Genomic DNA, 6,796 nt, shown 5'->3' on the forward strand with positions numbered 1-6,796 from the left:
CTGAATTTGTAGAAGCTACGCTTCACAACGGTAGCCTGCATCTTCGGACCTGCCAGGCCATCGACCCGACTTTACTCAATACGTGCAGCAATCAGCCTATGGCCATTTTAAACATCCTCGAATTTCCGGACCCGCGTCTGCGTACTATCGCCAAGCCTGTGGCTGTAGTGGACGACGAAGTGCGTCAGTTGGTCGATGACATGTTTGAAACAATGTATGAAGCGCCGGGCATCGGCCTCGCCGCGACCCAGGTCAACGTGCACAAACGTATCGTCGTGATGGACCTTTCCGAAGACCGCACCGAGCCACGGGTGTTCATCAACCCCGAGTTCGAATCGCTGACCGAAGAAATGGAGCAGTACCAGGAAGGCTGCCTCTCGGTGCCGGGCTTCTACGAAAACGTCGACCGCCCGCAAAAGGTCAGGATCAAGGCGCTGGACCGCGACGGCAAGCCCTATGAACTGATCGCCGAAGGCCTGCTCGCCGTGTGCATCCAGCACGAATGCGACCACCTTAATGGCAAATTGTTCGTCGATTACCTGTCCACGCTCAAACGCGACCGGATCAAGAAGAAACTGGAAAAGCTCCATCGCCAGAACGCTTGATGCCCTCCTTCAAAGGCTTGCTGCGGCAAGCCTTTTTCTTTTTATGAAGCTTTGCCATAGAGAGCCATTCAATGACCGAGCCACTGCGCATCGTTTTTGCCGGCACCCCGGAATTCGCCGCCGAGCACCTCAAGGCCCTGCTGAGCAGCCCTTACGAGATCGTTGCGGTCTACACCCAACCGGATCGTCCGGCCGGTCGTGGGCAAAAACTGATGCCGAGCCCGGTTAAACAACTGGCGCTGGAAAATAGTATCCAGGTGTTGCAGCCGCCGACCCTGCGCAACGCTGACGCGCAAGCCGAGCTTGCGGCGCTGAAACCGGATTTGATGGTGGTAGTCGCCTACGGCTTGATCCTGCCGCAAGTGGTGCTGGATATTCCGCGTCTGGGCTGCATCAACAGCCACGCATCCTTGCTGCCACGCTGGCGAGGCGCGGCGCCGATTCAGCGCGCCGTCGAAGCGGGTGATGCCGAAAGCGGCGTGACCGTGATGCGCATGGAGGCCGGCCTCGACACCGGGCCGATGCTGCTCAAGGTCGTCACCCCGATCAGCGCCGAAGACACCGGCGGCAGCCTGCACGACCGACTCGCCGAAATGGGCCCGCCAGCCGTGGTGCAAGCGATTGCCGGTCTGGCTGCCGGGACGCTGGAAGGCGAAGTGCAGAACGACAACCTCGCCACCTACGCGCACAAACTGAACAAGGACGAAGCACGCATCGACTGGAGCCGCCCGGCCGTCGAGCTGGAACGTCTGGTTCGCGCCTTCAATCCGTGGCCGATCACCCACAGCACCCTCAACGGTGAAGCACTGAAAGTGCTGGCGGCGACTGTCGCTGAAAGCAACGGCGCGCCCGGTGAAATTCTCAGCGCCAGCAAGGACGGTTTGATCGTCGCGTGCGGCGAACAGGCGCTGTGCCTGACCCGCCTGCAATTGCCCGGCGGCAAAGCGCTGAACTTCAGCGACCTGTTCAACAGCCGTCGTGAGAAATTCGCCGTCGGCACCATTCTTGGCGCAGCGGTGGACGCGCAATGAACCCGCGTCTGGCCGCCGCCAAGGCACTCGCCGCCGTTCTCAACGGCAAAGCCTCGCTGAACAGCTCTCTGCCGACGCAACTGGACAAGGTCGAGGATCGCGATCGCGGTTTCACTCAGGATCTGGCGTTCGGCACCGCGCGCTGGCAGCCACGCCTCTCGGCGCTGGCGGAAAAACTCCTGCAAAAGCCGTTCAAGGCCGCCGACGCCGATGTCGAGGCGTTGCTGCTGGTCGGTCTTTATCAGTTGCTCTACACCCGCGTCCCGGCCCACGCCGCCATCGGTGAAACCGTCGGTTGCGCCGAAAAGCTGAAGAAGCCTTGGGCCAAGGGTTTACTCAATGCCGTTCTGCGTAGCGCCCAGCGAGAAAGCGAAGCGATTTTTGTCGAACTGGAACGCGATCCAGTGGTGCGCACCGCTCACCCGCGCTGGCTGCAAAAATCCCTGAAGGCTTTCTGGCCGGAACAGTGGGAAGCCATCTGCGAAGCGAACAACGCGCATCCGCCGATGATCCTGCGGGTCAACCGTCACCATCACAGCCGCGACGCCTACCTCGGTCTGCTGACTGAGGCCGGTATCGCCGCAACGCCGTGTGTCTACAGCCGCGACGGCATCATTCTCGAGGCCGCTGCCGATGTGCGCAGTCTACCGGGGTTCACCGAAGGCTGGATCAGCGTGCAGGACGAAGCCGCACAACTGGCCGCCGACCTGCTTGATCTAGCGCCGGGCCAGCGGGTGCTCGACGCCTGCTGCGCACCCGGAGGCAAGACCTGCCACATCCTCGAAGCCGAGCCTGCGCTGGCCGGCGTGGTGGCGGTGGATCTGGAAGCCAAGCGTCTGGTGCGCGTGAGGGAAAACCTCGAACGCCTCGGTTTGAGCGCCGAACTGATCGCCGCCGACGGTCGCGATACCGAGAAATGGTGGGACGGCAAACCGTTCCAGCGCATCCTGCTCGACGCACCGTGCTCAGCCACCGGCGTGATCCGCCGTCATCCGGACATCAAGCTGACCCGTCAGCCCGACGACATCGTCGCCCTCGCGCAACTGCAAGGCGAGCTGCTAGACGCGATGTGGAAAACCCTAGAAGTCGGCGGCATCCTGCTTTACGCCACCTGCTCGACACTGCCGACCGAGAACACCGCGGTCATTGCGGGGTTCCTTGAGCGCACGCCGGGCGCCCGCGAACTGGACCTGGCCACGACGGCGGGAATCAAACAGCCACATGGTCGCCAATTGCTGGCCCAGCAGGGCGGACATGACGGGTTCTACTACGCCAAGCTGATCAAAATCGCTGCCGCGCGCGGCTAAACGGATTCATTGGAGTGACTGGATGAAAATCATCATCCTCGGTGCAGGACAGGTTGGCGGCTCGCTGGCTGAACACTTAGCGAGCGAAGCCAACGACATCACGGTAGTAGACACCGATGGCGAGCGCCTGCGCGACCTCGGCGACCGCCTCGACATCCGCACCGTGCAGGGCCGCGGCTCACTGCCGTCGGTGCTGCGCCAGGCCGGCGCCGACGACGCTGACATGCTGGTGGCAGTGACTAACAGCGATGAAACCAACATGGTCGCCTGCCAGGTCGCCCACACGTTGTTCCACACCCCGACCAAAATCGCCCGGGTGCGTGAAGCGTCCTACCTTCATCGCGAGGACCAGCTGTTCCAGAACGAAGCGATTCCGGTCGACGTGCTGATCAGCCCCGAGCAAGTGGTGACCAACTACATCAAGCGCCTGATCCAGCATCCCGGCGCCTTGCAGGTGATCGACTTCGCTGAAGGCAAGGCGCAACTGGTGGCCGTGCGTGCCTACTACGGCGGGCCACTGGTCGGTCAGCAACTTCGGCAACTGCGCGAGCACATGCCGAATGTCGAGACCCGCGTCGCGGCGATTTTCCGCCGCGACCGGCCGATCCTGCCGCAGGGCGACACGGTGATCGAGGCCGATGACGAAGTCTTCTTCATCGCCGCCCGTGAGGATATTCGCGCAGTGATGAGCGAAATGCGCCGTCTCGACGAGACCTACAAGCGCATCGTTATCGCTGGTGGCGGGCAGATCGGCGAGCGTCTGGCCGAGGCCATCGAAAGCCGTTATCAGGTGAAGATCATCGAGATGAACCCGGCGCGCTGCCGCTATCTCTCCGATACCCTCGACAGCACCGTGGTGCTGCAGGGCAGCGCGTCGGATCGCGACTTGCTGATGGAAGAGAACATCGCCGACGCGGATATTTTCCTCGCGCTGACCAACGACGACGAAGCCAACATCATGTCGTCGCTGCTGGCCAAACGGCTGGGGGCGAAGAAGGTGATGACGATCATCAACAACCCGGCGTACGTCGACCTGATCCAGGGCGGCGACATCGACATCGCCATCAGCCCGCAACTGGCGACCATCGGCACGCTGCTGGCCCACGTGCGCCGTGGCGATATCGTCAGCGTGCACTCATTGCGTCGCGGTGCGGCGGAAGCGATCGAGGCGATTGCTCACGGTGACGCGAAATCGAGCAAGGTGATCGGCAAGCCCATCGAGAAGATCGGCCTGCCGCCGGGCACCACTATTGGTGCGGTGATCCGCAATGATCAAGTGATCATCGCCCACGACGATACGGTGATCGAAGCGGGCGACCATGTGATTTTGTTCCTTGTGGATAAAAAGCATATTCGTGACGTGGAGAAGCTGTTTCATGTGGGGTTGAGCTTTTTCTGATCCGGATTATCTGGCGATCAGACTGACGCCATCGCTGGCAAGCCAGCTCCCACAGGTTTTTGGTTATTCATAAATAGGATGCACACCCGAAAACCCTGTGGGAGCTGGCTTGCCAGCGATTACGGTATCAGCGACTCAATAAATGTCCCCTGATTCACCCTATTCAAGGAATCCACCCATGCTCGAATCCCTGGAAAAAATGCTCGCCAAGGGTGTGGATAACTCCCTGCTGCGCTTCGGCTTGGGCAAGGGTTATCTGGACTTGGGGGAAAACACCAAGGCAGCCGAGCATTTCCAGTGCTGCGTCGGTTTCGATCCGAAATACTCGGCAGCCTGGAAATTGTTGGGCAAGGCGCAATTGGCGCAGGGCGATCACGCCGCCGCGCGTCAGGCGTGGGAACACGGTCTGGACGCTGCCCGCGCTCATGGCGACAAGCAGGCCGAGAAGGAAATGACCGTGTTTCTGAAGAAGCTTGATCGTCAGGCGCAATGAATCAGCGGATTTTTACTCACAAGTAGCGCAGGCCGATGCCGTCGGCATCCACCGTCACCACTTCCATCCGCACTCGCGGCGCGCCTGCGGGTAAATCCTGCACTTGGCCATAAACCACCGCGCCTTTGGGCAACGATGCCAATCGCGGATGTTGGACATAGACACCAGTGGGCGACAGGTTGCGGGTCTGGCCGAGGCATTCGCCGAAGCTGTCGTGGGTGATCTTGATGCGGAATGATTTGCGGTGTTCGGACATCTTTCTGCGCCCTTGAATAAACGTTTTCTGTGGATAACTGAAGGAAGATCTAAAGATCGCCGCCTCCGGCAGCTCTTACAAGTTATCCACAGAGTGTGCCAAGTCGGTCAATACCAGCGTTCTTCGCCCGGCGGACGCTTCTTGAAACGCTTCATGCTCCACATGTACTGACTCGGATACGCCGCCACATAACGCTCGACGACTTTACTCATCGCGGCGCAGGACTCTGCGGTATCGGTGCTGTACATGGCCTCTGGCGCGGCTTCGAGGATGACTTTGTAGCCAGAGCCATCGGGCAGACGCAGCGCATGCAGGAACACGCCGACGGCTTTGCCACCGGCCAGCATGTTCGGCACAAATTTGCTGGTGAGCGCCTGGGTGGCGAAGAACGGCACGAAGATCCCGGCGGACTCGGCCGGTTCCGGGTCAGCGGGAATGCCCACTGCACCACCTTTGCGCACTTCCTTGATGACGCTGAGAATGCCTTCTCTGGTCGACGCGGCCACTTTGTTGCCCAGTTGCACGCGCTGTTTGCGCAGCAAATCATCCACAGCCTTGAGCTTGGGAGGGCGATAGAAAATGATCGGTTTGCACTGGCTGCAATAGAAGTGGTTGAGCACTTCCCAGTTGCCCAGGTGGCTGGTGATGCCGACCACGCCTTTGCCTGAAGCCAATGCATCTTTGAGTACGTCGAGGCCTTCGACTTCGCGAACCAGATCAATCGAGCGCTGCGCCGGCCAGATCCATGCGCAGGCACTTTCGGTCAGCGACTTGCCGATGTTTTTCAGGCTCTGACCGACCAGACGCTCGCGCTCGGCCGGGTCCATCTGTGGAAAACATTTGGCGAGGTTGATTCGCACCACGTCGCGGGAGCGGTTGGGGGTTTTCCACATGATCCAGCCAATCGCCGAACCCACGGCTTGTACGGCCCGCCATGGCAGCAAGGCAAACAGCCGCAGAGCGCCTACCAGCAAGGCGCCTTTAAACTTTTCCACAGGTCACTCCTGATCTTGTGCTGTGCGCGAGGCGGCCATTCTAACCGCCGTTGACCAACTGCGCGTAGCGGTCGCAGTCGCGGGTGTGATCCATGACCATGCCCGAGGCCTGCATCAGCGCGTAGCAAATGGTCGGGCCGACGAACGTGAAGCCAGCCTTTTTCAGGCCTTTGCTCATCGCCAGCGCTTCGGGGGTGATGGCCGGGACTTCGCTGCGATCCTTGAAATGATTGATGATCGGTGTGCCGCCAACGAACGACCAGAGAAACGCCACCGGATCCTCCAGCGCCAGCCAGGCCTGAGCATTACGCCGGGAGGCATTGAGTTTGAGGCGGTTGCGGATGATCCCCGGATCGAGCATCAGTTCTTCGATTTCGGCGTCGCTCATTTGCGCCACACGTTGCACATCAAAGCCGAACAACACCTCGCGATAGCGCTCACGTTTGCGCAGTACGGTGATCCAGGAAAGCCCGGCCTGGAACCCTTCGAGCAAAAGCAACTCGAACAAACCCTGCGCATCGCGTAGCGGCGTGCCCCACTCCTGATCGTGATAAGCCATGTACAGCGGATCTTCGGTACACCACAAGCAGCGTGGCATAAGGCTCCAGGGGGTGGAGGTGCGACTGAAGCGGGTATACTCCCGCTCTTTAAATCGCAGCGCAAGAACCAGGTGAATTTCGTGAGCCCGCCTACGCCCGCCGTGCGTCCCT

8 protein-coding genes are annotated in these 6,796 nt (G+C 60.5%); 5 read left to right on the top strand and 3 right to left on the bottom strand.

Annotation, left to right across the window (positions count from 1 at the left end):
* Positions 1-98 precede the first annotated feature (98 nt).
* From def to ACIQVE_RS14335, 5 genes are all read left to right on the top strand, one after another.
* Positions 99-605: a peptide deformylase gene (def, locus tag ACIQVE_RS14315; RefSeq protein ID WP_402809250.1), complete on the top strand. Its 507-nt coding sequence runs from the start codon at positions 99-101 to the stop codon at positions 603-605.
* 71 nt (positions 606-676) lie between these two features.
* Positions 677-1,636, top strand: a complete 960-nt coding sequence (gene fmt / locus ACIQVE_RS14320) for a methionyl-tRNA formyltransferase (protein WP_402809253.1) — start codon at positions 677-679, stop codon at positions 1,634-1,636.
* Positions 1,633-2,943, top strand: a complete 1,311-nt coding sequence (gene rsmB / locus ACIQVE_RS14325) for a 16S rRNA (cytosine(967)-C(5))-methyltransferase RsmB (protein WP_402809256.1) — start codon at positions 1,633-1,635, stop codon at positions 2,941-2,943. The genes fmt and rsmB overlap by 4 nt, the downstream gene beginning before the upstream one ends.
* A gap of 22 nt (positions 2,944-2,965) precedes the next feature.
* The gene (trkA, locus tag ACIQVE_RS14330) at positions 2,966-4,342 is read left to right on the top strand and encodes a Trk system potassium transporter TrkA (protein ID WP_402809258.1); all 1,377 of its coding nucleotides are present in this window, start codon (positions 2,966-2,968) and stop codon (positions 4,340-4,342) included.
* Positions 4,343-4,520: 178 nt separating this feature from the next.
* Positions 4,521-4,835 (top strand): hypothetical protein, encoded by a 315-nt coding sequence (locus tag ACIQVE_RS14335; RefSeq protein ID WP_402809261.1) that lies wholly within the window; start codon positions 4,521-4,523, stop codon positions 4,833-4,835.
* Positions 4,836-4,851: 16 nt separating this feature from the next.
* On the opposite strand, the gene ACIQVE_RS14340 is transcribed toward ACIQVE_RS14335, so the two are convergent.
* The 3 genes from ACIQVE_RS14340 to tag form a co-directional block, all read right to left on the bottom strand.
* A complete protein-coding gene (locus ACIQVE_RS14340; RefSeq protein WP_402809263.1) occupies positions 4,852-5,091 on the bottom strand; it encodes a PilZ domain-containing protein in 240 nt (79 codons plus the stop codon).
* A gap of 107 nt (positions 5,092-5,198) precedes the next feature.
* The gene (locus ACIQVE_RS14345) at positions 5,199-6,086 is read right to left on the bottom strand and encodes a lysophospholipid acyltransferase (protein WP_402809265.1); all 888 of its coding nucleotides are present in this window, start codon (positions 6,084-6,086) and stop codon (positions 5,199-5,201) included.
* Positions 6,087-6,126: 40 nt separating this feature from the next.
* On the bottom strand, positions 6,127-6,684 hold the full coding sequence (gene tag, locus ACIQVE_RS14350) for a DNA-3-methyladenine glycosylase I (RefSeq protein ID WP_402809267.1): 558 nt from the start codon (positions 6,682-6,684) through the stop codon (positions 6,127-6,129).
* Between the last annotated feature and the right edge of the window lie 112 nt (positions 6,685-6,796).

Origin of the sequence: Pseudomonas sp. NPDC098747 (genome assembly GCF_044760045.1) — a bacterium.
Taxonomy (GTDB): domain Bacteria; phylum Pseudomonadota; class Gammaproteobacteria; order Pseudomonadales; family Pseudomonadaceae; genus Aquipseudomonas.